This window comes from Halorubrum sp. CBA1229, from assembly GCF_003721435.2.
GTDB lineage: Archaea > Halobacteriota > Halobacteria > Halobacteriales > Haloferacaceae > Halorubrum.
On sequence record NZ_CP054585.1, the window covers coordinates 3180052 to 3205388 of the forward strand.

32 protein-coding genes and 1 tRNA gene are annotated in these 25337 nt (G+C 59.2%); 8 read left to right on the forward strand and 25 right to left on the reverse strand.

Features of this window, described 5'->3' with window-relative positions; translation table 11 throughout:
- Position 1: 1 nt before the first annotated feature.
- The 6 genes from Hrr1229_RS15940 to Hrr1229_RS15965 all read right to left on the reverse strand — a co-directional run bounded on the left by Hrr1229_RS15940 (position 2) and on the right by Hrr1229_RS15965 (position 3688).
- On the reverse strand, positions 2 to 355 hold the full coding sequence (locus Hrr1229_RS15940) for a hypothetical protein (protein ID WP_123111981.1): 354 nt from the start codon (positions 353 to 355) through the stop codon (positions 2 to 4).
- Positions 356 to 416: 61 nt separating this feature from the next.
- Complete coding sequence (locus Hrr1229_RS15945; protein ID WP_123111980.1) at positions 417 to 698, reverse strand: hypothetical protein; 282 nt, start codon at positions 696 to 698, stop codon at positions 417 to 419.
- Positions 695 to 1261 carry a hypothetical protein gene (locus Hrr1229_RS15950; RefSeq protein ID WP_255212534.1) on the reverse strand — a complete coding sequence of 189 codons (567 nt, stop codon included), beginning with the start codon at positions 1259 to 1261 and terminating at the stop codon, positions 695 to 697. The genes Hrr1229_RS15945 and Hrr1229_RS15950 overlap by 4 nt, the downstream gene beginning before the upstream one ends.
- Positions 1261 to 1707, reverse strand: a complete 447-nt coding sequence (locus tag Hrr1229_RS15955) for a hypothetical protein (protein WP_123111979.1) — start codon at positions 1705 to 1707, stop codon at positions 1261 to 1263. Before Hrr1229_RS15955 ends, Hrr1229_RS15950 begins: the two co-directional genes overlap by 1 nt.
- A gap of 48 nt (positions 1708 to 1755) precedes the next feature.
- The gene (locus Hrr1229_RS15960; protein ID WP_123111978.1) at positions 1756 to 2244 is read right to left on the reverse strand and encodes a hypothetical protein; all 489 of its coding nucleotides are present in this window, start codon (positions 2242 to 2244) and stop codon (positions 1756 to 1758) included.
- A gap of 1 nt (position 2245) precedes the next feature.
- A complete protein-coding gene (locus Hrr1229_RS15965; protein ID WP_123111977.1) occupies positions 2246 to 3688 on the reverse strand; it encodes a hypothetical protein in 1443 nt (480 codons plus the stop codon).
- Positions 3689 to 4103: 415 nt separating this feature from the next.
- Between Hrr1229_RS15965 and Hrr1229_RS15970 the strand changes: the two genes are divergently transcribed.
- The 3 genes from Hrr1229_RS15970 to Hrr1229_RS15980 all read left to right on the forward strand — a co-directional run bounded on the left by Hrr1229_RS15970 (position 4104) and on the right by Hrr1229_RS15980 (position 7295).
- On the forward strand, positions 4104 to 4274 hold the full coding sequence (locus tag Hrr1229_RS15970) for a hypothetical protein (RefSeq protein WP_158606055.1): 171 nt from the start codon (positions 4104 to 4106) through the stop codon (positions 4272 to 4274).
- 154 nt (positions 4275 to 4428) lie between these two features.
- Positions 4429 to 5097, forward strand: coding sequence for a site-specific integrase (locus Hrr1229_RS15975; RefSeq protein ID WP_123111976.1), 669 nt, complete (start codon positions 4429 to 4431; stop codon positions 5095 to 5097).
- A gap of 197 nt (positions 5098 to 5294) precedes the next feature.
- On the forward strand, positions 5295 to 7295 hold the full coding sequence (locus Hrr1229_RS15980) for an AAA family ATPase (RefSeq protein ID WP_123111975.1): 2001 nt from the start codon (positions 5295 to 5297) through the stop codon (positions 7293 to 7295).
- A 47-nt stretch (positions 7296 to 7342) separates the two neighbouring features.
- Here Hrr1229_RS15980 and Hrr1229_RS15985 read toward each other — a convergent pair whose 3' ends face one another.
- Positions 7343 to 7870: a winged helix-turn-helix domain-containing protein gene (locus Hrr1229_RS15985; RefSeq protein ID WP_123111974.1), complete on the reverse strand. Its 528-nt coding sequence runs from the start codon at positions 7868 to 7870 to the stop codon at positions 7343 to 7345.
- Positions 7871 to 8458: 588 nt separating this feature from the next.
- The gene (locus tag Hrr1229_RS15990) at positions 8459 to 8731 is read right to left on the reverse strand and encodes a hypothetical protein (RefSeq protein ID WP_148041727.1); all 273 of its coding nucleotides are present in this window, start codon (positions 8729 to 8731) and stop codon (positions 8459 to 8461) included.
- 115 nt (positions 8732 to 8846) lie between these two features.
- Here Hrr1229_RS15990 and Hrr1229_RS15995 point away from each other — a divergent pair, with 115 nt between their 5' ends.
- On the forward strand, positions 8847 to 9467 hold the full coding sequence (locus tag Hrr1229_RS15995; protein ID WP_148041726.1) for a rhomboid family intramembrane serine protease: 621 nt from the start codon (positions 8847 to 8849) through the stop codon (positions 9465 to 9467).
- Between the two features lie 139 nt (positions 9468 to 9606).
- Here the strand turns inward: Hrr1229_RS15995 and Hrr1229_RS16000 are convergent, their stop codons facing one another.
- Positions 9607 to 10752 (reverse strand): DUF4238 domain-containing protein, encoded by a 1146-nt coding sequence (locus tag Hrr1229_RS16000; protein WP_123111972.1) that lies wholly within the window; start codon positions 10750 to 10752, stop codon positions 9607 to 9609.
- 161 nt (positions 10753 to 10913) lie between these two features.
- Entirely contained in the window at positions 10914 to 11210 is a 297-nt protein-coding gene (locus tag Hrr1229_RS16005; RefSeq protein ID WP_148041725.1) for a hypothetical protein, read from the reverse strand.
- Between the two features lie 313 nt (positions 11211 to 11523).
- On the opposite strand from Hrr1229_RS16005, the gene Hrr1229_RS16010 reads away from it, so the two are divergent.
- Complete coding sequence (locus tag Hrr1229_RS16010) at positions 11524 to 11874, forward strand: hypothetical protein (RefSeq protein WP_148041724.1); 351 nt, start codon at positions 11524 to 11526, stop codon at positions 11872 to 11874.
- Positions 11875 to 12104: 230 nt separating this feature from the next.
- On the opposite strand, the gene Hrr1229_RS16015 is transcribed toward Hrr1229_RS16010, so the two are convergent.
- Entirely contained in the window at positions 12105 to 12386 is a 282-nt protein-coding gene (locus Hrr1229_RS16015; RefSeq protein ID WP_148041723.1) for a hypothetical protein, read from the reverse strand.
- Positions 12387 to 12988: 602 nt separating this feature from the next.
- Between Hrr1229_RS16015 and Hrr1229_RS16020 the strand changes: the two genes are divergently transcribed.
- Positions 12989 to 13144 (forward strand): hypothetical protein, encoded by a 156-nt coding sequence (locus tag Hrr1229_RS16020; RefSeq protein WP_158606054.1) that lies wholly within the window; start codon positions 12989 to 12991, stop codon positions 13142 to 13144.
- 251 nt (positions 13145 to 13395) lie between these two features.
- On the opposite strand, the gene Hrr1229_RS16025 is transcribed toward Hrr1229_RS16020, so the two are convergent.
- The 14 genes from Hrr1229_RS16025 to Hrr1229_RS16095 form a co-directional block, all read right to left on the reverse strand.
- A complete protein-coding gene (locus tag Hrr1229_RS16025; protein ID WP_123111970.1) occupies positions 13396 to 13653 on the reverse strand; it encodes a hypothetical protein in 258 nt (85 codons plus the stop codon).
- 315 nt (positions 13654 to 13968) lie between these two features.
- Complete coding sequence (locus tag Hrr1229_RS16030; RefSeq protein ID WP_123111969.1) at positions 13969 to 15504, reverse strand: DNA cytosine methyltransferase; 1536 nt, start codon at positions 15502 to 15504, stop codon at positions 13969 to 13971.
- A 377-nt stretch (positions 15505 to 15881) separates the two neighbouring features.
- Positions 15882 to 16403 carry an HNH endonuclease gene (locus Hrr1229_RS16035; protein ID WP_123111968.1) on the reverse strand — a complete coding sequence of 174 codons (522 nt, stop codon included), beginning with the start codon at positions 16401 to 16403 and terminating at the stop codon, positions 15882 to 15884.
- A 7-nt stretch (positions 16404 to 16410) separates the two neighbouring features.
- Complete coding sequence (locus Hrr1229_RS16040) at positions 16411 to 17268, reverse strand: hypothetical protein (RefSeq protein ID WP_123111967.1); 858 nt, start codon at positions 17266 to 17268, stop codon at positions 16411 to 16413.
- Entirely contained in the window at positions 17268 to 17570 is a 303-nt protein-coding gene (locus tag Hrr1229_RS18280; RefSeq protein ID WP_123111966.1) for a hypothetical protein, read from the reverse strand. The genes Hrr1229_RS16040 and Hrr1229_RS18280 overlap by 1 nt, the downstream gene beginning before the upstream one ends.
- Positions 17567 to 17797, reverse strand: a complete 231-nt coding sequence (locus tag Hrr1229_RS16050) for a hypothetical protein (protein ID WP_123111965.1) — start codon at positions 17795 to 17797, stop codon at positions 17567 to 17569. The genes Hrr1229_RS18280 and Hrr1229_RS16050 overlap by 4 nt, the downstream gene beginning before the upstream one ends.
- Positions 17787 to 18242 carry a hypothetical protein gene (locus Hrr1229_RS16055; RefSeq protein ID WP_123111964.1) on the reverse strand — a complete coding sequence of 152 codons (456 nt, stop codon included), beginning with the start codon at positions 18240 to 18242 and terminating at the stop codon, positions 17787 to 17789. Before Hrr1229_RS16055 ends, Hrr1229_RS16050 begins: the two co-directional genes overlap by 11 nt.
- The gene (locus Hrr1229_RS16060; protein WP_123111963.1) at positions 18239 to 18733 is read right to left on the reverse strand and encodes a hypothetical protein; all 495 of its coding nucleotides are present in this window, start codon (positions 18731 to 18733) and stop codon (positions 18239 to 18241) included. The genes Hrr1229_RS16055 and Hrr1229_RS16060 overlap by 4 nt, the downstream gene beginning before the upstream one ends.
- Positions 18730 to 19230 (reverse strand): hypothetical protein, encoded by a 501-nt coding sequence (locus tag Hrr1229_RS16065; RefSeq protein WP_123111962.1) that lies wholly within the window; start codon positions 19228 to 19230, stop codon positions 18730 to 18732. Before Hrr1229_RS16065 ends, Hrr1229_RS16060 begins: the two co-directional genes overlap by 4 nt.
- On the reverse strand, positions 19223 to 19819 hold the full coding sequence (locus Hrr1229_RS16070) for a J domain-containing protein (protein ID WP_123111961.1): 597 nt from the start codon (positions 19817 to 19819) through the stop codon (positions 19223 to 19225). The genes Hrr1229_RS16065 and Hrr1229_RS16070 overlap by 8 nt, the downstream gene beginning before the upstream one ends.
- Positions 19820 to 20087: 268 nt before the next feature.
- Positions 20088 to 20555, reverse strand: a complete 468-nt coding sequence (locus Hrr1229_RS16075; protein WP_123111960.1) for a hypothetical protein — start codon at positions 20553 to 20555, stop codon at positions 20088 to 20090.
- Positions 20556 to 20783: 228 nt separating this feature from the next.
- Positions 20784 to 20958: transfer RNA gene (locus Hrr1229_RS16085), tRNA-Trp, on the reverse strand.
- A gap of 132 nt (positions 20959 to 21090) precedes the next feature.
- The gene (locus tag Hrr1229_RS16090; protein ID WP_123114806.1) at positions 21091 to 21312 is read right to left on the reverse strand and encodes a DUF5795 family protein; all 222 of its coding nucleotides are present in this window, start codon (positions 21310 to 21312) and stop codon (positions 21091 to 21093) included.
- A gap of 126 nt (positions 21313 to 21438) precedes the next feature.
- Positions 21439 to 22455 (reverse strand): DUF5794 domain-containing protein, encoded by a 1017-nt coding sequence (locus Hrr1229_RS16095; RefSeq protein ID WP_123114805.1) that lies wholly within the window; start codon positions 22453 to 22455, stop codon positions 21439 to 21441.
- Between the two features lie 600 nt (positions 22456 to 23055).
- Here Hrr1229_RS16095 and guaB point away from each other — a divergent pair.
- The gene (gene guaB / locus Hrr1229_RS16100; protein ID WP_123114802.1) at positions 23056 to 24543 is read left to right on the forward strand and encodes an IMP dehydrogenase; all 1488 of its coding nucleotides are present in this window, start codon (positions 23056 to 23058) and stop codon (positions 24541 to 24543) included.
- A 119-nt stretch (positions 24544 to 24662) separates the two neighbouring features.
- Positions 24663 to 25250, forward strand: coding sequence for a HalX domain-containing protein (locus Hrr1229_RS16105; RefSeq protein ID WP_123114801.1), 588 nt, complete (start codon positions 24663 to 24665; stop codon positions 25248 to 25250).
- Positions 25251 to 25337: the final 87 nt, after the last annotated feature.

A 25337-nucleotide genomic window follows, 5' to 3' on the forward strand; every position in this document is an offset into this window, starting at 1 on the left:
ATCAGTCGTCACCTCCGAACACCGCGTAGAGGGTGACGAACGCGATCAGCCCGATGAGGAGGAACTGAAGCCCCGAGATGCCTCCGAGGAACCCCTCGATGCCGAGCGCGCCCATCACTCCGGCGACGGCGGTGAGCGCAAAGCCCGGCTCGGTGAGGATCGCGTTCACCAGCTGGTCACCGAACTGCAGCCCGGCGAGCGCACCACCGGCGCCAACCGCGACGCTGCGGTTGACGTTGTTCCGGACCGTACCGCCCGCCTTCGTGGCCGCCGCCTTCGTCGAGTCGACCCCGACAAAGTAGACGATCGCACCGAGGGCTACCAAACCGAGCCCGAGCGTCACTCCGGCCGTCATCAGCTGGCACCCCCGCTAGTTGCTGCACGATTCGACACCGATTCGTCCGCGTTATCGTGTGTCATAGTCCTCTCTCCTCGAAGTTGTCGTTGATCTCCCGGAGCAGGTAGCCCGCGAACACCAGCGCCGCCAGCACGACGATCCAGTCGAGCGTCGAGTCTGGCGGCAGGATCTGCGGCAGAGTGAGCGCCGAGACCGAGACCACACTGAACAGCTGTGGTCCCGACGCGATCAGCGCGTCACCCACGGCGTAGAGAACCTCGGGCTGTGCGATCGCGGTGATCGCTGTCAGCCCGCCGGTTACCTTCGCTACCGGGGATTTGAGTGTCTGTTTGACGTTCATTCGGTCAGCCCTCCAAGTTGCAGCACGTCGGCGACGACGAACACCAGCCGCTGGAGCAGCCAGAGCACGACGATGACCTCGCCGACGACGATCGCGGTGATGATCACCGGCGTTGCCGGTCCCGCGTTACTCGCCAGCGCGAACACCGGGTCGTTCAGCGACCCGATCGCTTGCAAGATCGCGCTGCCGACGTCCGTCCCGATGCTGGCCAACAGGTCGGCGACGAACACCGGGACATCGATGAGACCGAGCGTCTCTCCGGGGGCGTTGAGCCGACCCGGTGCCGACCCACCGAGCACGAGAAAGATCACGTTGAGGATCGTGGTCACGATCCCGAAGACCTGCTCGAGCAGCGTCGTGGCAACGGCGCCGATGATGAAGTTTCGCGGGTTCGACAGGAAGCTCTGCAGCACTGCCGGAAGCGAGAGGTCGCCCCACCCCGTAATAGAGCCGGAATTGGAGGTACCGCCGCCACCACCGCCACCGCCACCGTCATCGATGTCTTCGACATCGTCGGGGTCGCCGTCGTACGTCTCTCCACCACCGCCGTCGAGCCCCGCCATCAGCGGAGCACCTCCTGAGCAGTAGTGATCCCGCGTTCGGCGACGTACAACGTCGCCAGAACAGTCACGAGTGCGACGGGATACGACAGGACGCCGAACTCGCTGAACGCGAACGTCCAGACGCCCTCGATCGCGGTGATGCCGAGGCCGAGTGTCGCCTCGATGAGGCCAGTGCCGATGAAGTCACCGATACCGTCGACCAGACGCGCGTACGATTCGCTGATGGCGGCGATCAGGGCGTTCACACCCCACGCCCACGCGAAAACGATCGCACCGAGGGCAGCCTGCGCCACGCGGAACACGTTGATTCCGGACGCAGACCGGAAGTCGACGCCCTTGAGCGAGCTCGAGTCCGTGAGGAACGCACCGAAGTCAATACTCGTGAGCGACGCGTCGTCGGTGCTGCTGCCGCCACCGTCTCGGTCCGCGATCTCGTCGTTAGCCACCGCTCTCCACCTCCGCTCGCGCGTCACTGGAGCGCGATGGGCGCCTCATCATTCCTCCTCGTCTTCTCCTTCCTCGGTCACTCCCGGGTCGATCGGCCCGATATCCGGCGCGTCCGGCACGCCAGGAATCGGGATGATGTCCGACGTCTCGCGGCGCTCGAGGTACTGGATGATGAGGTAGAACCCACCGAGCAGTACTGCGATGCCGACGATGAACCCGAAGATGCCGAACTGTGCAGCGAGTGCATCGGCCGATGTCTCCGCGCCGGTCTCGACGATGCCGAGCGGTTCGATCAGCACGGCCTCGACGAAACTCGACGAAGCACCGACGAGCAGGTCGATCGGCGTCACCACGAGGTTGAACGCCGACTGAATGAGGTTGATGCCGCCTTGCGAGACCGACACGAGCGTCCCGAACAGCGCGCCCTGGAGCAGCGTCCCGAGATCTCCGCCCGCGTTGAGGAAGCCGATCGTGCCCGTCAGGACACTATTCGGCGACGGGTCCTCACCGCTCGGGAGCTCGTCGGACGCTGACATCTTAAAACACCCCGAGCCGGCGCAGGCCGAGGAAGCTCACTGCACCGCCGATGAGCATCCCGGGCAGCGAAGTGAGGAAGCCGACGATACCACCGTTGCTACCCGCCATCGGGCCGGCACCGCCACCCGAGGTCATCTGCATCGCGTCGACCTCACCGTTCGTCAGCGTCAGCTTGTACGAGACCGCGTACTCAGTGCCGCTCGACACGGTCGAATCGAGCGTGACCTCGCTCGATCCGTACGAGTCGGTCACGTCGCTGTACGAGTCGATGTCCTCGAAGTCGGTGTCGCCGACGTCTTCGGCGACTTCAACAGTCTGATACCGCTCATCAGGCAGCGTCGGCTCGTCGACGAGCTCCGTGTTCGCGTAGCTCAGGTCGAACCCGGTTGGTAGTTCGATCTTGTAGTCGATGCTCGCAACCTGATCCCAGTTCGGGTAGTCGTTGTCCTGCGTGAAGGACGCGCTCACGTCGCCGTCATCCTGCAGATCAGAGGCCTGGAACACCGCGTCGACGGTGACGCCGTGGAAGACAGCCGAGTCCATGACCTCGTCGAAGCCGTCCATGTCAGCAACCGAGTACGCACCGTTCGGCTGCGTGACGGTCACGGTCTCGAGCTCGTCATCGTCGTCAGTGTCCTCGAGCCGCTCACCGAACTGGAGCTCTCGTGTTCGCTCGGTGTCGATCACGGAGAAGTCAGCGTCGATGTCGCCGCTGATGACGACCTCTTCGGCCGTGTCCATCGTCCCGTCACCGGAACCCTGGACCGGAAGGTCGCCGATCTGGGCCTGCAGCACTTGCCCCTCACCGGTTGAGTTGGCGAGGACCGCATCGGCGTCCTCGTCGGCCGAGCTGTTGTACAACTCCACCTCGACGTAGTCGCCGTCAGCGTCGTTCACGCGAAGCGTCGGCGTGCCAGACGCACTGATCACGTCCGCCGCGATCGTGATGTAGCCCTTCTCCGCGTCGTCGTTGGAGAAGTTGCCGTACGTCGCCGAGTCCGAGCTGGCGGTCCCGGCGTAGTTCAGCGCGTCGGTCGAGGGCGCGGTGGTCGTGTCGCTGACCGTCGCGCCGCTGGCGGTCCACTCGCTCGAGTCAAGCGCGGACGCCGAGTTGTCCCCGTCCTCGTCGTCGTTACGCGGGAACTCATCGCGCTGGTCGAAGTCGATGTCCGTCGCGGTGACAGTGATCGGGTTGTCGTTCGACTCGTTTACTGACGCCGGCAGCTGTGCCGGCTCACCGCTGTCGTCGTAGTACTGCAGCGCGTTGTCGAACTCGGCGCCGTCCCACTCGTCGACGGTGACGTCAGCCGAGATCGCGGGGTTCGGCGCCTTCGAGTCGGCACCCCACGCGAGTCCGCCGGCCGCCATCGCTGGCGTCGCCACCATCGAGGAGACGACTAGGACCGCGATCAGCGCGCTGAAGCCGACCTTTCTGATATTCATACGATACCCCCATCGCCGCCGCTGAGAGCCAGTGTCATTTGTCTGCGAAAACATCCGTTGCCGGTGGATAGACCGTACTTCTCCGCTAGATCCGTATCGAGCGGGTGCCGCTCCCGGAAGTTCTGGAGATACTCGGCGAACCGATCGCTGACGACGAGCCCACGCGGTCCGTCGCTCACGAGTCAGTCCCCCGAAAAGCAGTTCGCCATCCCTTCCGCCGCCGTTTCTCCGCGCCGTCAGTACCGTCGGAGACGCCACTCACGCGAGGGCGTCACCTCCGGCGTCACACACCTGGTGCATGGTGCGGTCCGAAATCGGTGTCTGCGAGTTCTATAACCCCGAGAATGTGGGGTAATAAACTCAATACGGGCATTACGTGCAAGGTTTCAAGTCGCTTCAGGGTGAGTCTAAGGTGATGTCTGGCGAGATTCGGAAGCTGCGAGACCTCGGCGGGAGTGGAGGTGTTGCGATCCCGAAAGACACACTCCGCGAGTGGGGTCTCATAGATGACGACGACGAGTTGGCCGACGCGTACCTACGCGTCGATAACACAGACGATGCGGTGACGGTCGAGCCGGTTCAGTAGCTGGCTCAGATTCAGTTTTTAGAGCTCTACCTGCGTAGCGGCCTGCACGCGAATCCCTTGTTCGCCTACTGATTCGCCCCGATCGGCGCGTCGAGACGACCCTGAGACCATGGTCTTGCATGGTTTTATGTAGCGTTAACCAGTTAATCCTACTATGCGACTCGGCGACTACGATGAACGAGACGGGAAGCGAGTCTGGCTCAACCAGACCGAGCAGAACGACGAGGTCGGCGCCCTCATCAACGAGGCGAAGTCGCCCGAGCAAGAGATCGCCTTCCGACTCGGCGCGCAGGCCGGGCTGCGACGCGAGGAGATCGCGAGTGTCACCCCGAACGACTTCTCCCATGCGCCGGATGGGTTTCTCCGAGTGTGGAACGACTATGCGAAACGCGGGAAGTACCGCGAGACACCCATCCCAGAAGAGCTCGCCAGTTCCGTCCGGACGCTCGCCTACGAGCGAGACCCCGACGACGCGATCGTCTCAGTCGAACCGAACAGTATCTACCGGTGGGTAAAGCGAGCGGCCCAGTCGCGTTACGCCGCCACCGGCGATGAGGGATGGACCCACCTCGACGTCCACGATCTTCGACGTACTTGGGGCGGCCACCTCCTGTGGGACTGCGGCGTCCTCCCGGCCGTTGTGATGTCGTGGGGTGGATGGGAAGACTGGGAGACGTTCCGGAACCACTACCTCGGTGAGATGTCGCCAGCAGCTGCGGAACGGGAGCGCGAGAAGATCTCGTTCGTCTCCGGAAGTGCCGAAGCGGGCAACGATTCCAGTCCGGTATTCCAGCCGCAGGCACAGTCCCCGAGTCCGTACTGACCTACGATCCTGCAAGTAGGCGTAGTCTCAGTCCTAATCCAGGTGTTCGGTTACTTCCCGTATACTGTACGCTAGATCGGGCATGAAATTTATATTTCGGTGAGTAGCCGGTGTAGCATTATCATGACTCTATGAATAGTGAGCAACCACTTCTGGATTGCCTGTGTTTTATTTTGGTTGCCGATTAGAATGATTCTATGATTGTTTCACGGGCTAGAGTCAAATACTACCGTTCAATCATTAATACCGGCTGGGTAGATCTTGAGTCAGACATTACCACATTATTGGGAAAAAATGAGAGTGGTAAAACCTCATTCCTCCGCGCATTAGCTTCCGTTTCAGATGATGAGGAGATTGACGAACGTGATCAGAACTACAATCAGAGGCCAGATGAAGACCAATTTGAAATGGTACGGATTGAGTTGGTCACAGAAGATCAATCCGATTCTGTCGTGTTTGATGCCATCGAACTGGACACTCCTCTGTATGTCGTGAAGTTCTCTGATGGAACGCGACGTCTCGAAACTAAGTCAGGGGAACACCCCATGTCAGCGGATAAAAAAATAGATGAGATTATCGATGCCGTCTCAGAATTTGATGAAAACATGAGGACGAAACAGAATATACCCGACAAATTCACACAATATTACGATAATAAATTGCTGAATTCTGTAAATAATATCACGGATAAGGGCCAATCTAACAATCTTCAGTGGCACCTGAATCAATTAGAAAGCCTGATTTCTGGCATAGATTCCGCATCCGCCAGTATAGATATTGAAGCCAACCCAATTATGACTGATGCGAGATCTAGGTTCGAAACTTTACATCAACAGGGCAAATCAATATTAGCGTTTGATATTTCTTCAATACTACCCTCAATCGTATATCATAGTGAATTTGACCGAATCAAAGATTCAGTTGCTATTAGCGGACTAGAAAACCCCGAGAACCGCACATTTCGAAATGTATTGAAACTCGCTGGTGTCGATTATGAGAAATTTAATCAAAAAGATGAATTTGAGCAAAGCCGGGAGCTCCGCAGGGCAGAGGCCGACATCTCTGGAGACGTTAATGAGATATGGGATCAAAAGTCGGTAAGCGTTGGTATTAACATTTCAGGTAAGAAGTTTATCATACAGATCGCTGACGACTCCCTAAATACAGGAGACTCTGAGAAAGATATCCAACGCCAATTCATACGACCCTCAAGCAGAAGCGAGGGTTTTCGATGGTTCTTTTCATTCTATACGAACCTAACCGCGGAGACGAACGAAGGCGATGAAAACAAACTACTACTATTGGACGACCCTGCGGTTTCCCTTCACCCCGAAGGGAAAAAGAACTGGCTTGACTCGATCGAGCAGATGACAGATAGTGCTCAATTTGTGTATTCATCGCACTCGCCGTTTTTAATTAAGAAAGAACACCCCGAGAGAATTAGATTGGTAGAGGATCGACCAGGAGAAGGAACAAAAATCACGAGCCAGTGGGCAGAAGGGGATTCGATGGCTCTTAAGCCGCTTAGAAACGCTTTAGGAATCGGATTAGGCGACTCACCATTTGCCTCCAAAAGGCAGCTGCTGGTTGAAGGAGTAACTGATTATTACATATTCACCGCAATAAACAACTACCTGAGATCTGTTGGAATGGATTTCATCAATTCAGACGAGGTCTCAATTATGCCTACCAACGGGGCCCCCAATATGCCGGACGCAGCTAAGTGGGTTGCTTCTGAAGATTTTTCATATGCTATCGTGCTCGATAACGATCAAGAGGGCAAGGATGCCAAGAATACCATTATTGAACAACATCAAGAAGTAGACTCAGACAGGATAATTTTGTTAGAACTAGACGATGGTGGCAGTCAATTCTATATTGAATTGGAGGACCTGTTCTCTACATCGTTTTATGTGGAATCTGTTAACAGAGCGTACTCTTCAGAGTTTCCTGACGAATTCTCTAATATATCCATCGAATGCCTTGATGATGGGTCCTGTGAATTGAACGGTGTTGAATATAATAATAGAAAAATCACATCGAAACTGGATGAGGTCCTAAATAATCAAGGAATGGGTGATTTTGACAAGGTACTCGTCACAAATGTTATTCGTGATCGGCTAAACAGTGGAGATGTCGATAAATCCGATATTGAGAACTTCCTTCCTATTTTCGATAAAATACGACGGAACACATAGTATAAACAACCTGAATAATCAATTCGCAGTTGATTACTTCTCAAACGCTATCGGAGACCAGAATCCAACTCGCGCTCCTCGCGTGGTTCAGTAGCAATTTCAGGGTCGTCTATCACTTCCTGTTTTTGTTCATCAGGGATGTCCCACCGCTCAACGAAGGGGTAGCTCCCCATCGAGTTGTCGTCGTTGTGTAGCCAAGCGACGATATCCGCGTGACAGAAGTGACACAGAATATAGAAATTCGGGACCGACGGCTCAGGTGATCTAGCGTTGATGTTTTTGTCAATTTCTACTTTGCTGAAATCTTTCCCCTCGTATACCTCTCTTCCGCATCGATGGCAGGTGTGATCTGGAAGACTATTTCTCGGCTCACTCACGGTGTCCAAGTAGTAGGCAGTGGCATTTCCTATCTGGTGAGTCTGAACCTTTCCATCCGTGGTCAACCGGTCGAGATGATTGTTGATGGTTTTGACAGAGACACCAATCTCATCCGCTAAGTCAGCCGCTGATAGTGCTGGCTCGTCTGAATTCCTAAGGGTGCGGATAATCTGTCCCCGAGTATCGGTTTCGATCATGGCGAAGCAATTCGTAAACTGTCGGGAGCAACTTAATTCCTGATACCTTGGTGAAACTTCAGAGTCTACGACGCTATTACCCGCTTTTGGACCGAATTACTTCAGAGATTCTGAAACACACATATGTGATAACCAGTTTTACCGATGGTAAAGTGACCGAGTTTGAGATTCTATTAGGAGAATCCCAAACTCATCTTAGCCGTTGTCACACCCCCTCAATCTAATAGTGTAGAGTCTATGAATCGCAAACATGAGCGCTGTAGCTGCGTTTATTGGTGGGGTGACAGCGGTAGTGTTCGTGACCGGCCTCGTCATCGGGTACAAAGCCGTAACCGCCTTCCTTTCGTCGAGTCCGAGCACTGCCTCTGTCGGGCGTTGAACACCATCCGTAGATTCCTCACGCGCCACCAGCGCTCACCGCCGTGAGTTCCAGCTGCTGAACGGCCGGAATGATAAGATCACACGTACTTGCCAACCGCGGCACCTCGAGGCGCCACCGTCCGCCGGCCTCGGGCGCCTCGGCCGTGATCGTCGTCTGCGTCGAATCCCTACTAGTTCGTAGAATTAACTACAATCCTTGAGGCACGCCTACTCAGTGTGCTCATCTTCCTCAAACTCTTCGACGGTGAATATTCCATTAACAAGATTCGGCGGGAAATAGTCCACAGCGTCTCCAGACACATCTGGGTCCCGAGAATCGCCGGGAGAGATACACTTTGCCCATCCGTTATCTAACAATATTACCTTCTCATAGTGCTTTTCGTCCGGATAAGCTACCTCAGGGTCCTGTGATTCAGCTTGAGTCACCTTATCGATTACTTCAACAGTGACTCCTCCAACAGACGGGATCTCGTACGGCATATTCCAATATTGCCGGCCATCTGTTTAGTTGGTACTGTTGAAATCCTCAGGCTCCCTGCTGGCGCCAGTATCATTTCAGCTTGTTATTATATATGAGGAAGAGTTCTGTGCTAATGTGTACGTAGTTGACAGACTACGAAAAGCAAGATATCTGCCGACGGTGACGATCGCGTTTGTCATGGTTTTCCTAAGCACGTACACTATACAACTGCTACTGGTTGGGAGTCTGTCTCAAAACGCCGGATATCAAGCTGTGACGATGGTGACGAATGCACTAGGCGCCGGGTCAATTGTTTTTTCATGGTTATTCCATTCGAGCCACACCCATCTCTTGGGAAATCTCACTATATTCGTTCTAACAGGATGGTGGGTAGAGAGTCAAATAGGTAGAGACCAATTTATTCTCGGAGTTGCTGTATTTTTTGGGATGGGCGCCAGCGTAGCTGCTCTTATTCTCTTTCAAACTCCCGGCGCAGGAATCAGCGGGATCACTACCGGGTTAGTCACGATGGTTGCCTTAGGGAATCTTGAAGGAGTGATCAAACCAGATCATCACCTAATACGGAGTGCTATCGTATTCACACTCTCTGCCTTCTATCTGCTCAGGTCCGTCAGTGTTATAGGAACGCTCCCTGCTGGAACCGCAGTCAAAATTCACATTTTGGGTGCTGTTTTTGGTGCCGTTTGGTATACGGCAGAAAAATCCCAGCATGACTTCAGTTGGGTAGTAAGCTAATCCACAGATGGAATGTAGAGCACGCACTAGTCGATAGTTCTACGAATGAATCTATTTTGAGACCTAATCGCAGCGTTTGATAACTTCCCGTTTCCTGAACGGTTAGGCTTGGGAACACCTGCATATCCCCAGTTGAGGTTCAAGAATTTAGTCCCAAATTTGACTCCAAAAACCTAATAGCGCCAATCAGCGCAACATCGCTAGCCTCGTCTGATATCTTCATCGCATATCTAGACATCTGTTTTGTCTGCCTCAAAAGTTCCTCATTCCTCGTGTCAGTATAACGTACGCCGGATTTAGAATTCACCCCCGGTAGATCGGGAGATTTCAGTGGCGTTTGATGACTGTCTTCGCTGGAAATTTCCCAGCTCGGCAGGTTGTCTCCCCCAATCTCTTTTTCTATCCTGTCGCGTCTCCTAAATTCTTCAATTCTGTGGGAGATGGACGATATATGCCCACTGTTTGACGTGTGTTCCATGGCGATGTCCCCCGTATTGTGAAGTTGAAGGAGATTTATTTCCTCAACAATTTCTGGTTCCGTGATTATAACCTCCCTACGGTGGTTAGTGTCCACGCCATACACTATTGGGTCATACAAAAAGAGAGATCTTCGTTGGTCAATCGGTGTGATTATTTGTAACCCGCGCTCTGCCATCCCAGTTATCCTCATACCTTTTTCGTCCTTGAACCGGGGATTGTCGTGGACTATTGGAGTGTCAGAGATGATATAATCGCAATCGGTAGCGTTGCGTAGAATTGCTCCATCAAGATCTCCGAGGACCCCATACGAGAGGATACCAGATATCATTAGGAAATGCTGTACGCCCTTGATCGAAGCATCGACAAGCGCATCTAACTTCTCCGTCTGTGACATCTCCTTTCTCCATTCAATCATATGTTCATACTTTCCCGCTAGCATATCGACCTCAGCTGCCTCCCAAAACATATCCTCTCCAGATTTGATATCTTTCTTCTCAGACCGTGTGCGGTTTCTCTGAGTTCCGATGTACGATAGTAAAAGTTGCTTGTGCTGGGGAGACAGCTCTGAAATTGGAGTTCCTCTTCTAATTTCGTTTAGTGGCCGAGAGTGGTACCCATCTAACTTTCCCAGCGCATCCTCGACGTGCTTCTGTCCGTAGAAATATCCACGAGAGCAGACACTCCGCCTGGTTTCGTTAAATGATCTCCCAGATTCCAAATGGTAACACGAGATCTTGTCGTTACTATCGCTCCAAGGTTTGAGTACGTACTGTGGAACGTAGTGCTGATTCTTTTTTTCAGTCACTTGACGACCATTATGTCTACTCGGCTATTAAACCACTTTTCAGCTAAATCGGGGACACTCTATCATCGCTTATCATTCAATACCAACCTACAAGAAGCGGTGAGCTGGAAAACAATCGTTACAGGGTACCTCTCAAACACTAGTCTAACTCAACCGAGCAACTATTCTAATTCATTCAGTGCGTACGTGTTCCTACTTCCGAGATCTTCCTCGATGATGCCTGCGGATTCCATTGTATCGAGAAGCTCGATCCAGGCGGCAGCAGGCATCTGAGATTTTGGCTCATCTAGCTTCAGATCGGGCCTCTCTGCGCCACCTTCGTCGAGTATCGATAGAAATTCGTAGAAATCTAGAAGTAACGGAGCGATATCCTCCCTATCGTCACGAACAATATCGTGAGCGAGTTGCTTAATTTTAGGGCTGGCTGGTAGTTCAACAGTGTCTGTTGTGTCAGACATGTTGGTTGATAATCTTATTCTGCCTAAAGCTCTCCTGTTTACACTGATCTAGGTGGAACGTTCAATCCCATTCGTTTCTTCGACAGGAGTACGCTAATACCTATGGAGGGGGAGGTCAACACAACAGATGTTGCCTCCACTAACATTCGTTGAATGGGCAATTGTTGGAAGTATGGTTGTTTCTTCTATAACACTAATTATCGTTGGAGCTGATTTCTATCGGAGCCATATAGAAACCAAGCGTTCCAACGTCTCAATCCGATCGTCTGCTAGTAGAGAAAATCGTGTATACCAAAATGAGGGTCCAACAAGAATGAGCGGCGTATTCAGCCCTGCCACCCTTGCTAATGAAGGGGAACGATCTGCGGTGATTAGAATAAAAGGAGCTAAAATACGATTTGAACCGTCAGGGACCGAATTTTCTTGGGAAGAACTACAGACCCTTGAAAACGTTCCAAGACTCAAACTTAATCACTTAGATAACAACTCCCTGACCGCAAATTCGACCGATGAGGTTGCAATTAGTTTTAAAACCGGACACAATCAAACGCTTGAGTCATTATTTTTAGATGAAGATGAATTCCATATTGACGCTATCATCGACATCGAAGACAATGTGGATCATTACGAGATTGAGTACTCTGACAGGGTCGAATTTTCCTAGCAACAAGTAGACTATATCGGCACGTCGTCATCGCGAATCTTGTCGATGTCCTCCCGATCGAGGAACGCGCGGTACGGACGGTTCCGAACTCCGTCGAGATTCTGAAGTTCCCCACGGTGCTCTCGTTTGACGTGGAACTTGAACGCCTTCGCCGTCGACTCAACATCAGTTGAGACCTTTTCTCCGCAAGCGGTACACGTGAAACTCCGACTATCGCTCATCTTCAGATACTATTCGACGTGGTACTCCAATTCGATCTTGTGTACCGGTTTGAATTCGGTGACAGATTCACCTCGTTCACCGGGCTGGGCCTTTCTCGTTTCCCCGTATTCCTCTTCGTGAAGATAGCTGTCTGTATATACGTCGTCGTCGGCCTCTACTTTTTCAATTTCGCTCGGCGGGTATCCAGCATCTATCTCTTCCCCCCTAAGGACGAATGCCCACCCGTTTTCCTTGATTATGACCCTATCACCATCGACTTCTTCCCCACTTTTCAGGTACAGATTTGGCATCGAGTATACATATGGTGACTGTGCTTATAAAATGAAAGCCGGTTAAAATGATAGACCCATGCTTAATCTCAAAGAAAGAAAGCAAACTAACATGGTCATTAGAGGGTCCGAAACGGTTTTGGTGAATCCTACTGAAAATTGGGATTAATTGATTATATGACTCGGGATCCCCATTCCTACGAGCGTGTCTACCACAAGAACATAGAGGATTCCACATTTCGAGTCACATCCCGGTTCGACACAGAGGAACGCACAATCACCCGTTTTGTGACGCAACTCCAGAAAGTGATTTCTAAAGATGAGTACGAGACGATTGCGCAGTTTGATCACGAACCCACTACCCCTGGCGGCCACGATGTATATGAGGAGGGATTGCACTTGGATATCTACCGGGAAGGCCAATCGAATCTGAAATTATATCCAGATCACGCACCACTTTCGGCCTCTCCTGGCACTGTACTACGGAATTGCGAGGGGTATCTATCTGAGCACGTAGATTGGCTATTCCACGCGCACATGGGACTTATATCGACTTCGGGGCACCCGAGATATCCGTAATTACGACATTACATTTAATGTACCACCACCACCAACCACCATGTATGTCTCAGAACCGCCAAGAGCCTGAGGATGACGAACCGGAATCTCTGGCGGAGCTTATCGCGGCTACTACCGATGAGTCTCTCGAAGATATTGAGTCAGAGTCATTCGAGATCGAGGACCCGTGGGATGCAGAACAAGAAGAAATAGACGAGTGACCGCCACTAAGAGTTGTTCTTAACAGGCGATCGTCCGGGGAAGGTTTTTCTGAATTGACACACAGAACTAGCCATGACGGTTTCGGCCCGAAATAAGCCACGTATCATGTGTAACGTCTGCGGTGGCGAAACGAATGTGGACTGTAAGAAGATGGGAGATGATGCCTACAAGTACTGTCCGCTCTGCGGGGCCGACTCAGTCGACGTATCCCTCCGGAAGTAACGTTTGACGGATTACATCCGTAGACTGATCAGTTGGCATCTTCGTCCTCCTTGTAGGTATCCGGCCAGTGGCGGTCGAGGTACGACATCACGGTGATACAACCGAACATCCACGAGAGCACGATCGTCATCACAACCAGCTTCAGCTTCCCGAACCAAGTACGGCGCGGCCACTGCAGCCGCCACCACGCCCAGAACTCCGCCCGATCCGCTGCTGTCAGGGGGTCCTCGTTGAACAGTCGTTCCGTACGTCGCGGATCTTCGCCCGAGGACTGATCAGACGACATCGTTTCCATCCTCCCAGTGTACCAAGTCAGTCAGGTGGTCATGGCACTGAGGACAGACCTTCGCAGCGAAGTCGTCTCCGCCATAGACCCACTCCTCCGCCTCTCTGTCGCACTTGTGAAGCCAACATTCACCGTGGTCAACGGTGGTTATCTGAGTTCGCGGAACTCCTACAGCGTCTTGATCAGTCGGCATCGGCTAACCTCGCTGGCATCCGCACGTCTCGAGCACTGGTCCACGGACGGAATCGGGCGGCACCCCCGCCCTACGCCCACACCGTCGCGCCGAGCAGGTGCTCTCGGGCTATCGACGCCCGTTCAGTCATCGCCGGTCACCTCCTGCTCGGCGAACGTCTGGAGTGACGCCTCCTCGCCTACGAGCAGCTCCTTCGTCAGCGCCTTCGCGAGATTCACCGGCACCGCGTTCCCGATCTGCTTCGTCGTCTCAGTCTTGTTGCCCGCAAACTCGTAGTCCGACGGGAACCCCATCGCAGCCGCCAGCTCCCGCGGCTGCAGCATCCGGAACCGGATGTCGAGGCCGTACGGGAACGCCTCCGGCACGACCAGCGCGAATCGGTCGCGCGTCGTCACCGTCGGGAGCGGATCCTCGACAGCGTTCGACTGACCGTTCCCGTAGTACTCGATGAGGAACGGACTCACGAGGTGGCCGTCTTGGTTCCGCGCCGTGACCGTGTGGAGCGGCTGCTCCCCTGGTTCATACGTCGCGTTCGAGTGTATTCCGCCCCGAGAGCCGTTCCGCGGGAGCACGACCGTCGTCGGGTTGTAGAGCCCGATCGCACCGCGCGTCGCGACGGTCGGCACTGGCTCGTCGAGAACGCTCCGCGCTGTCGCTCCGGACTGCTGGCCGAGCAGATACGGCTCACATAGCGCATACTTCCCTCCCTGCGCCGTCACCGTGTCCATCGGCTCATCGACCGGCTTCGCCGTCGACGTGCCGTAGTACTTCACGAGGAACGGCTCGCACCGCTCTTCGACGACTTCGTGAACCTCACCAGCATCGACGACGTCTTCCTGCATCGACACCACGTCATCCTTCCCGAGCTCGCCGACGGCATCAGCGAACGGCTCGAGACGCTCGTCGCAGTGCTGACGGATGCCCTCGGCGATCCGCTGCATAGTGTTGTTCACCAGCGGCCGATCGCGCTGCCAGAGGCTCTCGCCGGCGTCAGACCAGTCGATGACCTCCGCGGCCGGGCGCCAGTCGGGCAGCTCGTCGTCGGCGTCGCTGTGGGTCGGCTCCGGGAACGACGCCCGCCGGCCGCGCCGACCGACGACGAACAGCCGCTTTCGCGTCGTCGGGTCGCCGTAGTCCGCCGCGTTCAGCACCCGCCAGTCGACCGAGTAGCCGAGCGCGTGGAACGCGTTGATCCACGTCTCGAAGATCTCGCCGTTCCGCGTCGCTTTCCCATCCTCGTCGACCGGTCCCCACGACTTCAGCTCGCGGACGTTCTCGAGCAGCACGCTCTCCGGGCGGAGCTTCTCCACCCAGTCGAGCACGTGCCACGGCGACGCCCGCTTCTGCTCGTTCACCGGCTTCCCGCCGCGAGCCACCGAGAAGTGCGTGCACTCCGGCGACGCGATCAGCACGTCGACGCCGCCCTCCTCGACGACGTCCGGCGGGTGGAGCTCTTCGACCTTCGAGACGTGATGGTCGCCGTTCGGATGGTTCCGCTTGTGCGTCTCGATCGCCGTCTCCCAGTGGTTGACCGCCGTCACCTGAAGCTCGACACCGAGCTCGTCGCAGGCCTGCGAGAGACCTTCGAGCGTTCCGCCCGCGCCGCAGAACAGATCGACGGCGCGAATGGTGCCGTCTCCGAATTGATCGCGGCTCATGATCCGATATGCTCACCTCGTTCGTAGCCGCATCCTGGGCACCTCCACCAAACGTGATCCTCGTCACCAACGTCGTTCATGCCGCCCCCGCATCCCTGACACGGCCGATCAGTTCCTTCGTCATCATGATCGACACCGCCGTCAGTGATCAGGACGCTATTTCTGGTTGGTGAAACTATTTGTTTGAAGCGTAATGAATCCTGATTAGGGAGACAATCCCTAGTTGTCAGAGACAGAGCTGAATCCCGAGCTCCCTCCCCTCCCCATTCGGGATCAGTTTCAGCGTTCACCTCCTCGAGAAATCGCTCTCCCTGCTCGCCAGTCAACGAGAGCCGGAACGAGTCCGTTCCAGTGTCTCTCACGCGTTCTCACCCCGGCTAGACCTCGATGGGCTCCCCATCGCATTCTTGTCTCGCACACTCCAGACACCGCTCGCCGGCGAAGCCGGGCGACGTCGCGAGCGGTTCCGCCGGCTCACCGCAGCCGTCGCACGTCGCCTCGTCGCCGAGGCCAGCTGCACGACGCCGCTGCTCGCGCTTCTCGTCTTCCGCCCACGCCCGGACCTGCTCTTGGGTGATCGACGCGTGTCGAGCGTGCTCGACCGGCTCGATGTTCCCGGGCCGGTTGTCCCACTTAATCCCGTTGTGGTGATGCACATCCTTCTCCACGAGATCGTCGAGGATCGACTCGATCGGCTGCTCTGCCGGGTAGCACTCGACAACCGCGAGCAGCCGATGATGCGCCACGTAGACGTCCTCTCGCCCTTCCGTCGGCGTGTGCGGGCGATGCTCTGTCGACCGCCAGCGCTCGTAGCCGGCACCGCTTCCGTGACCGGGCTTCGCGTGCTCGAACCGCGCGTACGACTGCACGCAGTTCTCACCGAGATGATAGTTTTCCACACGATCATCACCTCGCTTGAATCCGCGGAGCGAGCATCAGCGTCGTGTGGCCGAAGCCGTCCGCGAAGTCGTAGTACATCTTCACGGGCATCTCTTCGGAGAACTCGACACGGAGATCCGTTCCCTTGCTCATCGGCTTCAGAAGCCCCTTGAGCTTGCTCCCCTCCGCAGAGCCGCCGACCAGATAGGCGAGCGAGTACATCGAAGTCGCGTCCGAGTCGAAGTTCGCCTCCGGGAGCTCGTCAGAGCCGAGCACCGTCTCGATCATGTCGGTGTCGCCATCGCCGCTCACGACGAGTTCTTGATCGTCGACGACCGCCTCGAACTCAACGTGGTCGCTGACGAGCTCCGCGTTCTCGATCGCGTCTCTGAAGACACCAGCCTCGGTGGTGAACTCCACGTTGTGATCGAGCTCTGGGATGTCGGGCTCGCCCCGCATCGCCTCGGTGTCGATCCCGGCCATATCAACCTCCACGTTCGTGTGCTGGATCTCCACCGAGAGCGTCTCAGGCTGGAACGAGAGCGTCACCGGATCCCCGCCACTCGCACCATCGATGTAGTCGTCGAGACGCTGCAGGTTCAGCCCGATCGGGAACATGCCGTCGCCGACCGACTCGAAGGCGCCCGGTTCGACCTCGAGATCGACCATGCCGACGTTCGCCGGGTCGACCGCAGTGACCGACAGCCCGTCGTAGCCGATACGGAAGATCGCCTCGTCAACGACCGTCAGCAGCTGGTCGATCACCTGCTGGAGCACCTCTGCCCGAACGCTGACCGTCATGTTCTCGATCGGTTCCGCCTCCACGTCTGGCGTCTCTTCCTCCTCGGCAGCGTCCTCAGTTCCTTCCGCGTCAGCGGCTGCCATCAGGCACCACCTCCGACGTCGTCGTCGCCCGTCTCTTCGATGTCGCTACTCCCGTCGCTCTCGGTGGTGTTGGCACTCATAGTCGTTGAATCCGCGAATCGCCCGGTCGTTCGCTCGATGCTCTCCGGCAGCCCCGCCAGCGTCTGCTCCAGCTCCTCGGCGGAGATTCCCGCCGGCGCCTCCACGACGAGCGAGACGTCGCCCCGCTCGACGCTCGCCAGCGCACGATCGCCGACGACGTCGACGTCGAAGACGGCCGGCTGCTCCGGCGCCGCTTCCCGCGGCGTCTCGTCGACGCTCATGCTTCCCTCCAGTACTCGACCACGTGGCTCGCGTTTGACGCGTCGTGCTCCCACGGCGAGTCCTCGCCGACCTCCAGGAGCATCGTCGTCGTCGCCTCGCACGTGCAGCAGTACGCCGAGACTACTCGCCGCTCGTCGGTGTCGAGTTCGTACGGTTCGAGCTCGGACGGCCCGCTCATGTCGACGTTGTCGGCCGCGCCGACCACCGAGATCTCGCTACTCGCCATCCGACTCACCCCGGTTGGCCTCGACGTCGTACTCTTGCCCGCACTCCGGCAGCGCGACGTGCATCACGTACTCCTTGCCGTCCTCAGGCAGCGACTCGCGCACCTCGATCCCGTGCGGAACCTGCTCGATCTGTGCTGGCGCGCCGGCGAGATAGACCGACCACTTCGTGAGGTCAGTCGAGTTCGGCATGGAGACCCTCCATCCGAGCGCCGACGCTCTCGAAGACTCCGTGACCGGATCGTCGCTCCAAACGACGCACTCCGGACACGTGAACAGGAACGTGTGCTCGCCGAACCGGACGTCGAGCTGCGAACCGCACTCACCGCACGTCGCGTCGACGCGGTAGCCGCGGAGGTAGGCCGTCTCGCCGGCGACCCACGCGTAGTAATCCTCCTCGAACGGACACTCGTGCGGGCCGCTCCGGGCGCCGTCGGTGACGCTCATTCGCCCACCTCCGTGAGGTTCGACGGCTTCACACGCGGCGCTATCGCCACGCCCCGGCTCCCCTCGCCTTCGATCACGAGCGGTGCGTCCGTCTCCACATGGACCGTCACGCACTCCACGGCCAGCTCGTCGAGCGCTTCGACCGTCGCGTCACGGTACACCAGGGCTCCGTTCGCTTCCGCTGGCGTCTCGACTGCCGCCATCCGAACGATGTCAACCTTCCCGAACTCTTCGAGCCGGTCAGTGTTCGGCGTCATCTTCGCTGTTCGGTGGTCTGTCACCGCTAGCGTCTCGCCGTCGCTCCAGACGTACGCAGACGGGTAGCTGTCGCCGCAGTCCGACTTCATCGCTTCTCGGAACGCGCTGCGACTGACGCTCGTGGTGAGTGTCTTGTCGCCCGCCGAGATCTCGGACACGTGGCTCGCGATTGCACCGTCGCGGTCGTCGTGGAGGACGATGTCTTCGCCTTGCGTCGCTGTGAAGTTGCTCATCGCCCCACCTCCGCGTTCGCCAGCTCGTCGAGGCGCTCCCGTGCCTCGCCGCCGTCCGTCGCCGCTTCCGTGGACGTCGACGTCGAGTCACGCGGTTCAGGCTCGTCTCCCTCGAGTGTCCCGACGATGATAGAGACCGTGTGGATCCCCTGGTGGATCCGGATCGCATCTTCCTTCCGCAGCGGCTCTATCACCGTCTTCCTCACCGCCTCTTTCTGCACGTTCAGATGGTTCGCCAGCACCGACTCCGCCGTGCCGAGCTCGAGCCGGCCCCGGTATCCGGCCCACTCCATCAGCTTCCGGTGCCCCTCGTGGGCTTTCACCGGCAACCCGGTGTCCGGCTCGTCTCCATCCTCCTCGCTACCGTCGACGTACGTCTTCGCAACCGCGTACCGCAGCGCGTCCGCCATCGACCCGTGCTGCTCTTCCGCTTCCTCCAACGCCGCCAGCAGCTCCGCGTCGTAGAACGTCGCCTTCGCGACTCGCTGCTCAGGCATCGAGCATCACCTCCTCGGCCTCAACGACGCGCTGGAACTCTTCGCGGCTCCCGCCGCTGTCTGGGTGTGTCTCAGCCTTCCGCTGGCGGACTGCCGCCTCGATGACGCTCTCCGGAGCGTCCGGCTGCACGCCGAGCACCTCATGCGCCGGCGTCTCCGAGCTGCCCGAGGCGATGATGTCGTCGCCGGCGTCGTCTCCCGGCGGCAACCGTGCCGCCGCGAACTCCGAGTCGCCCGTCTTTACCGGGCGCTGACTCCGCATCCGCGTCTCGTTGACCCACTTCAGGACGTAGCGGACGTTATCTCGGAGCCGCGGCGAGGCGTCACACGCCACCGCGAACTGCTCTTCGTCGTCAGTCCACCGCAACACGAATCCGGGATCGTCCGGGTTCGCGTTGTGCAGCGGCAGCCCGTTCGACTTCGTGTGAGCGTTCGCGATCTCGCCGCGCCAGTGGTCGACGCCCATCCGATCCATCTCGGTCGCGAGCTCGGACGTCGTCGATCCGAGCGTCGCCTCGAAGCTGCGATTCCGCTCGCGCTCCGACTCCGGCGTCCGCTCGAACCCGGCCGGCCAGTCGAGACGGCTCATGCTGCCACCCCGCTACGCCTGCGAGCACGGCCACGGCCGCATAATGCGCGCCACCGCGCGCGCCGCCCCATCTTTGCGCCCACACACACGGGTGCGCCACGAGGGCGCCGATTCTCACACACCCCCGTACCTTCGTACGACTTCGAAGATCCGACTCGAGAGCCGCCGAAGTTCTCGATACCCGTCGAATCAGTGTCGTACGACGGGGTCTCGGATTCGTACGACTCGTACCTTCCACTTGTTCCACTCGAAGCAGTCGAAACGGAGGTCATCGGTCGACACCCCCGTCAGCCGCGACCGGCCGGTCATCCGAGAGCGGAAGCTCAGTTTGAGACTCAACGCCACCGAGTCGCCACCACCAGGGCGGCGAGAGGTAGGTCCGTCCGGTGTCGAGGTTCGTGACCGCAAGCTGTTCGCGCGACCACTTCCACCACAACAGCGCGACGTGAGCGCACCAGCCGCGGAAGCGGTAGCCGTCGCACTCGCACTCGGCGACGAGATCTCCCTCGTAGAGCGCGAACAGTACTCGGTGTTTCGAGAGACCGTCCTCGTCGACGTAGCCGAGCAGCACGTCGAACTCAGCCGGGTTGACCGGACCGACGTTCGACGGGGCGGCCTGCGCGCGCTTCCAGCTGGAGGACGTGGTCCATCCGCTCGGGAAGCGGAGCTGATCAGGCTCGCCGAGACGGTTCGCGATCTGCTCGCGAAGCTCCTCGACGCGCGTCTCGGTACTCATAGCTCACCCCCGTAGCTGCAGTCAGGACACGCGTCGTAGGGGATCGCGCTGCCGGGCTTCGAAGTCCGAGTCAGCTTTGAGCCGCACTTCGGGCAGTGCCTCATGGACGGCACACCCCGTTATCGAGCGCTGCGCACGGCTGGTTGTACTCGGTGATGTAGAGCCCGCAGAATTCGCAGATCTTCGGCTCTACGTTTACCTCAGGTTCACAAAGGTTTAAATTTAGGATGGGGCCGGAGGGATTTGAACCCCCGATCGACTGATATCTCCGGTGCGCCTCGGAACTCCAGAGGGTCGTCAACGCGGGCGATGATCAGTCGCCCGCTCGGTATATCAGTCTGGAGTGTCGTCCCGGGCGCGAACCTCTGGAGTCAGTCGCCATGCCTGGCTTGGCCACAGCCCCACGCGGTTTCGCACTCGGTGATTGCCGAAACGCGGATAAAGGGGTTTCGATCGCGAGCGATCGAGGGACGCAGGGGCGACGCGAGCGACGCCGATGCCGGCGGCCGCTCGGCCGGACCGCCGACGCCTCGCCTCAGCGGTCGTCGTCGCTCCAGTCGCACTCCTGACATTTGTACCCGGTGATGAACTCGGTGACGCTCGGCATATAGCCGACGGTGATGACGTCGCCGCCGCACTCCGGGCAGTCGCGGTCGGCGTCCGCGATCGATTCGGCTTCGAGCACCGGTTCGCCCTCGACGAGCTCCGCGAGCTTCTCGGGCGTCACCATCCGCCCCTGCACGACGCGATTGGACATACCCCGCGTAGACCGCGGAGCACCTAAACCCCGGCGACACGCCGGGGGCTCGCCCGAGTTCGTGCAGCGCTGATACGGGGAGCCGAGTAGGGTGAGACAGGAACCGCTCGGGGACCGACGCGACGCCTACAGCCAGGGCGCCCGGGAGTCGTCGTCGGTGAACGGGTCCGCGTCGTCGTCGCTCGCGTCGCGGTCGCCGCCGTTGGCCAGCGCCGCCACGTCGTCGTCGACGATTGGGCCCGGCGCGTTCGGCGGGGAGTCGAGCGGCGGGTCGGTCGGGGCGAGCCCCTCGTCCCCGGTCGCGTCGTCGCCCGCGGCGTCACTGTCGTCGCCCTCGCCCGCGTCATCGACGTCGCCGGGGCCGTCGTCCGGTGAGTCGTCGTCCGGCGAGTCGTCGCCGGCGGGGCCGGCGTTCGGGTCGTACGCGAACAGCGTGGTGACGGCGAGGACGGCCAGCGCGATGGGCGCCTCGGTCTGCATCAGGTCGAACGGCCCGAGCAGGATCGGGAGCGCGAGCACGCCGAGCGCGACCGCAGAACCGAACCGGAAGCGGTCGATGTCGACCCGACCGCGGAGGTGCGGCGACAGCAGCGCGATCGAGAGCGCGAACGCGACGCCCACGCCAGCCGCGGCGGCGCCGTTGAGCACGTACTCCGGCGACGTCTCGATCGCGAAGCCGCTCGGGTCGAAGCTCGCGACGAGCCCGAGCGAGATGATGACGCCGGGACTCGGCAGGAACTCGCCTATCTCAGAGCTGGCGGTCTTGGCGGCGATCGTGAGGATCACCAGGCCGGCGAACCGCTCGAAGACGGGGAGGTTGAGGAACCCCCTGAACGTGGGGGCGAACGCCGCCTCGAGCGCCGCCAGCGGGATGATCACCGCGCCGATGAGGAGCACGGAGGTCACCATCTCCCGGCGGTCGCCGTCCATCTCCGCGAGGATCACGGCCGCGGTCGCCGATCCGCCGAAGATGAGGATTCCGGTCTCGACGACGCCGGTCGCGGTGCTCAAGACGCCCGCGACGACCAGGGCAGGAAAGATACCGTCGATCAGCGGCAGCACCATCACGGTGGCGAGCAGCTTCGTCGCGCTGCCCACCTGCCGCTCTAAGCGGAGCGCTACCGGGTGGCGTGAGACGCTCATTCAGGGGCGATGTCCCTGACCGACGGGGAGACGGTGGGAAGCGGACAACCCGCGATAGCCGAGGGCCCGGCGTGCGGAGTCGAAGCCGCGAGCGGCCCGACGAGCCCATGTGAAGAATTTGCGCGTATTGCCGGCTGTAAAGGAGGCGCCGAGGGTGCGGATCGGCTGGCCGGCGGTACGCGCGTTCACGGGACTGTCGGAGTCCATACCTCATATACGCGTTTCGGTCGCGTTAAAGGTTGTGTGAGACCCGTCCGCACGACACGAACGATCGCTGTCGATCCCTTATATATGCGGGTACAAACCGCCGACGGATATCTCGTTCCGCCGACGATCGGTCGACGCGTTCGGCGTTCGATCCCCGATCCGTGGAAATCGATCCGCGAGAAGCGATCGGCGGGAACCGATCCCCGGGGAGCGATCTGCGGCCGCGCGTTCGTCCAGAAGGTGAGACGGATGCCGGTGTCGGGCGGATCCGACACCGACCGCGACACGGCGGTTCGATCCACAAAGCTGCATATATGACGAACTCGGATGAGAATGACGTACACGTCCGTGCTGACTCGCAACGTTTTTTATCCGCCACTCATGACGGTTTATATGGAGACCAACTCCGGTCGATTCTCTGCGAAGCTCGACGTGCCGGAAGCGTTGACGTTCGACGACGTGCTCCTCCGCCCCAAGGAGAGCCGGGTGGAGCCCGACGACGCGGACCTCTCCGCGCGCGTGTCGAAGAACGTCGAACTCACCGTGCCGGTCCTGTCGGCGGCGATGGACACCGTCACCGAGAGCGACCTCGCCATCGCGATGGCCCGCGAGGGCGGCCTCGGCGTCCTCCACCGCAACATGACCGTCGAGGAGACGGCCGCCGAGGTCGAGCGCGTCAAGCGCGCCCACGAGCTCGTCATCCGCCGCGAGAACGTCGTGACGGTCTCGCCCGAGGACACCGTGCGCGAGGCCGACGCCGTGATGGAGCGGCAGGGCGTCTCGGGCGCCCCCGTCGTCGACGAGGACGACGCCGTCCTCGGGATCATCTCCGGGACGGACATCCGCCCCTACCTGGAAGTCGGCGAGGACGACGCCGTCAGCGAGGCCATGACCGACGAGGTCATCACCGCACCCGAGGACGTCGACGCCCGCGAGGCGCTCGAGCTGATGTACGACCACAAGATCGAGCGCGTCCCGATCGTCGACGGCGACGACCGACTCGTCGGGCTCGTCACGATGCAGGGCATCCTCCAGCGCCGCGAGCACGAGGAGGCCGCCCGCGACGAGCGGGGGCGCCTGCTGGCCGGCGTCGCCGTCGGCCCCTTCGAGGAGGAGCGCGCGATCGCGGCCGACGAGGCCGACGTCGACGTGATCTTCATCGACTGCGCGCACGCCCACAACCTCAACGTGCTCGACTCCGCCCGGGCGATCAAAGAGACCGTCGACGCCGACGTCGTCGTCGGCAACGTCGGCACGCGCGAGGCCGCCGAGGCCGCCGTCGACTTCGCCGACGGGCTGAAGGTGGGGATCGGGCCGGGCTCGATCTGCACCACGCGGGTCGTGAGCGGCGCCGGAATGCCCCAGATGACCGCGGTCTCGGAGGTCGCGGACGTGGCGACCGAACACGGCGTCCCCGTGATCGCCGACGGCGGCATCCGCTACTCCGGCGACGCGATCAAGGCGCTCGCCGCGGGCGCGAACGCGGTGATGCTCGGCTCCTACTTCGCCGGCACCGACGAGGCGCCCGGGCGCGTCATCACGATGCAGGGGAAAAAGTACAAGCAGTACCGCGGGATGGGGTCGGTCGGCGCGATGAAGTCCGGCGGCGGCGACCGCTACCTCAAGGAGGAGGACGAAGACGAGGAGTTCGTCCCCGAAGGCGTCGAGGCCGCGACCCCCTACAAGGGGAGCCTCGCCTCGGAGCTCCACCAGCTCACCGGCGGGATCTGCTCCGGAATGGGGTACGTCGGCGCCGAGACCGTCCCCGAACTGCACGAACGCGCCGAGTTCGTCCGCGTCTCCAGCGCCGGACAGACCGAGGGGCACCCGCACGACGTAATGATCACCGACGAGGCGCCGAACTACAGCCCGGACGAGTAATCGACCGGGAGCGCAGCCGCCGCGGTGCGGTACCGGCGGCGTAGACCCGAAGAGGTATTTTAATATAGTCAGCGCAGAGACGAAACGTGTGAGCGAACACGTCGTCGCTCCGAGAATCCATGAGTGAGCAACCGCCGCTGGTCCTCGTGGTCGAGGACGAACCGGATCTGGCCGACCTGTACGCAGCGTGGCTCGGCGACGAGTATCGCGTCCGGACCGCGTACGGCGGGCAGGAAGCGCTGGAGGAACTCGACGCGGTCGACGACGAAGTCGACGCGATCCTCCTCGACAGGCGGATGCCGGGCCTCTCGGGCGACGAGGTGCTGTCGGCGGTGCGCGAGCGCGGGATCGACTGCCGGGTGGCGATGGTGACCGCCGTCGAGCCCGACTTCGACATTCTGGAGATGGGGTTCGACGACTACCTCGTAAAGCCCGTCACCAGCGACACCCTCAAAGAGACGGTCGCGGGGCTGTTGCGACGCGGGGAGTACGACACGGAGATGCAGGAGCTGTTCTCGCTGACCTCGAAGAAGGCGATGCTGGAGACCGAGAAGAGCGCCACCGAACTCGCCGACAACGACGAGTACCAGCGGCTCACGGACCGGATCGAAGAACTCCGATCGCGGGCCGACGAGTCGCTGGAGGCGGTGACGGAAGACGAGGACGACTTCGAGAAGCTGTTCCAGGAGTTCGACGACGACGCCTGACCAGAAGGCGACCGTCGGTCCGGCGGTTCTCTCCGTGTCCGATTCCGCTCCCGGAGCCCGCCGACTATTTAAATACGGTCCGGCCGA

Excerpts from the sequence above, each read along its gene's own strand:
- Hrr1229_RS15940 (WP_123111981.1), bottom strand. The coding sequence starts at position 355 with ATGACGGCCGGAGTGACGCTCGGGCTCGGTTTGGTAGCCCTCGGTGCG.
- Hrr1229_RS15945 (WP_123111980.1), bottom strand. The coding sequence starts at position 698 with ATGAACGTCAAACAGACACTCAAATCCCCGGTAGCGAAGGTAACCGGC.
- Hrr1229_RS15950 (WP_255212534.1), bottom strand. The coding sequence starts at position 1,261 with ATGGCGGGGCTCGACGGCGGTGGTGGAGAGACGTACGACGGCGACCCC.
- Hrr1229_RS15960 (WP_123111978.1), bottom strand. The coding sequence starts at position 2,244 with ATGTCAGCGTCCGACGAGCTCCCGAGCGGTGAGGACCCGTCGCCGAAT.
- Hrr1229_RS15965 (WP_123111977.1), bottom strand. The coding sequence starts at position 3,688 with ATGAATATCAGAAAGGTCGGCTTCAGCGCGCTGATCGCGGTCCTAGTC.
- Hrr1229_RS15970 (WP_158606055.1), top strand. The coding sequence starts at position 4,104 with ATGTCTGGCGAGATTCGGAAGCTGCGAGACCTCGGCGGGAGTGGAGGT.
- Hrr1229_RS15975 (WP_123111976.1), top strand. The coding sequence starts at position 4,429 with ATGCGACTCGGCGACTACGATGAACGAGACGGGAAGCGAGTCTGGCTC.
- Hrr1229_RS15980 (WP_123111975.1), top strand. The coding sequence starts at position 5,295 with ATGATTGTTTCACGGGCTAGAGTCAAATACTACCGTTCAATCATTAAT.
- Hrr1229_RS15985 (WP_123111974.1), bottom strand. The coding sequence starts at position 7,870 with ATGATCGAAACCGATACTCGGGGACAGATTATCCGCACCCTTAGGAAT.
- Hrr1229_RS15990 (WP_148041727.1), bottom strand. The coding sequence starts at position 8,731 with ATGCCGTACGAGATCCCGTCTGTTGGAGGAGTCACTGTTGAAGTAATC.
- Hrr1229_RS16005 (WP_148041725.1), bottom strand. The coding sequence starts at position 11,210 with ATGTCTGACACAACAGACACTGTTGAACTACCAGCCAGCCCTAAAATT.
- Hrr1229_RS16010 (WP_148041724.1), top strand. The coding sequence starts at position 11,524 with ATGAGCGGCGTATTCAGCCCTGCCACCCTTGCTAATGAAGGGGAACGA.
- Hrr1229_RS16015 (WP_148041723.1), bottom strand. The coding sequence starts at position 12,386 with ATGCCAAATCTGTACCTGAAAAGTGGGGAAGAAGTCGATGGTGATAGG.
- Hrr1229_RS16020 (WP_158606054.1), top strand. The coding sequence starts at position 12,989 with ATGTCTCAGAACCGCCAAGAGCCTGAGGATGACGAACCGGAATCTCTG.
- Hrr1229_RS16025 (WP_123111970.1), bottom strand. The coding sequence starts at position 13,653 with ATGTCGTCTGATCAGTCCTCGGGCGAAGATCCGCGACGTACGGAACGA.
- Hrr1229_RS16030 (WP_123111969.1), bottom strand. The coding sequence starts at position 15,504 with ATGAGCCGCGATCAATTCGGAGACGGCACCATTCGCGCCGTCGATCTG.
- Hrr1229_RS16040 (WP_123111967.1), bottom strand. The coding sequence starts at position 17,268 with ATGGCAGCCGCTGACGCGGAAGGAACTGAGGACGCTGCCGAGGAGGAA.
- Hrr1229_RS18280 (WP_123111966.1), bottom strand. The coding sequence starts at position 17,570 with ATGAGCGTCGACGAGACGCCGCGGGAAGCGGCGCCGGAGCAGCCGGCC.
- Hrr1229_RS16050 (WP_123111965.1), bottom strand. The coding sequence starts at position 17,797 with ATGGCGAGTAGCGAGATCTCGGTGGTCGGCGCGGCCGACAACGTCGAC.
- Hrr1229_RS16055 (WP_123111964.1), bottom strand. The coding sequence starts at position 18,242 with ATGAGCGTCACCGACGGCGCCCGGAGCGGCCCGCACGAGTGTCCGTTC.
- Hrr1229_RS16060 (WP_123111963.1), bottom strand. The coding sequence starts at position 18,733 with ATGAGCAACTTCACAGCGACGCAAGGCGAAGACATCGTCCTCCACGAC.
- Hrr1229_RS16065 (WP_123111962.1), bottom strand. The coding sequence starts at position 19,230 with ATGCCTGAGCAGCGAGTCGCGAAGGCGACGTTCTACGACGCGGAGCTG.
- Hrr1229_RS16070 (WP_123111961.1), bottom strand. The coding sequence starts at position 19,819 with ATGAGCCGTCTCGACTGGCCGGCCGGGTTCGAGCGGACGCCGGAGTCG.
- Hrr1229_RS16075 (WP_123111960.1), bottom strand. The coding sequence starts at position 20,555 with ATGAGTACCGAGACGCGCGTCGAGGAGCTTCGCGAGCAGATCGCGAAC.
- Hrr1229_RS16090 (WP_123114806.1), bottom strand. The coding sequence starts at position 21,312 with ATGTCCAATCGCGTCGTGCAGGGGCGGATGGTGACGCCCGAGAAGCTC.
- Hrr1229_RS16095 (WP_123114805.1), bottom strand. The coding sequence starts at position 22,455 with ATGAGCGTCTCACGCCACCCGGTAGCGCTCCGCTTAGAGCGGCAGGTG.
- guaB (WP_123114802.1), top strand. The coding sequence starts at position 23,056 with ATGGAGACCAACTCCGGTCGATTCTCTGCGAAGCTCGACGTGCCGGAA.
- Hrr1229_RS16105 (WP_123114801.1), top strand. The coding sequence starts at position 24,663 with ATGAGTGAGCAACCGCCGCTGGTCCTCGTGGTCGAGGACGAACCGGAT.